Origin of the sequence: Halolamina salina, from assembly GCF_042678005.1 — an archaeon.
Taxonomy (GTDB): domain Archaea; phylum Halobacteriota; class Halobacteria; order Halobacteriales; family Haloferacaceae; genus Halolamina; species Halolamina salina.
Genome location: NZ_JBHUDH010000109.1, coordinates 11,865 through 12,228, shown reverse-complemented (window position 1 = coordinate 12,228; position 364 = coordinate 11,865). Strand labels below are relative to the sequence as shown.

Sequence of the window (364 nt, the reverse complement as noted above, 5' to 3'; positions counted from 1 at the left end):
GGCTACCTCGCGATCGCCGTCGAGCGCGAGGACGGGACGATCACCGACCGGCTCGGCCTCCCCGACAGCCGGCTTGCGGTCGTCGCCGGGAAGCTCCTCTCGCGGGGGGTGACCGTCGTGCTGGGCCTCGGCGCCGGCTTCGCGGTCGCGCTCGGGCTGGCGATCGCCACGTTCGGCTCGGTCGATCCCGGCGTCTTCGCTCGGTTCGTCGCGATTTCGACCGTGTTCGCGCTCGCCAACGCCGCGGTCGCGGTTGGGCTGTCGGCGGTCGCGGCGTCGGGAGAGGGGAGCGTCCCCGCGGCCGCGGCCGGGAGCGCCTCGCGGACGCTCGCGTGCTCGGGCGTCGCGGCCGCGAGCGGGACGA

1 protein-coding gene is annotated in these 364 nt (G+C 76.4%); it reads left to right on the top strand.

The annotated features are described in order from the left end of the window. A partial coding sequence (locus tag ACFR9S_RS09785; RefSeq protein ID WP_379818522.1) for an ABC transporter permease occupies positions 1–364 on the top strand: 364 nt, incomplete at both ends.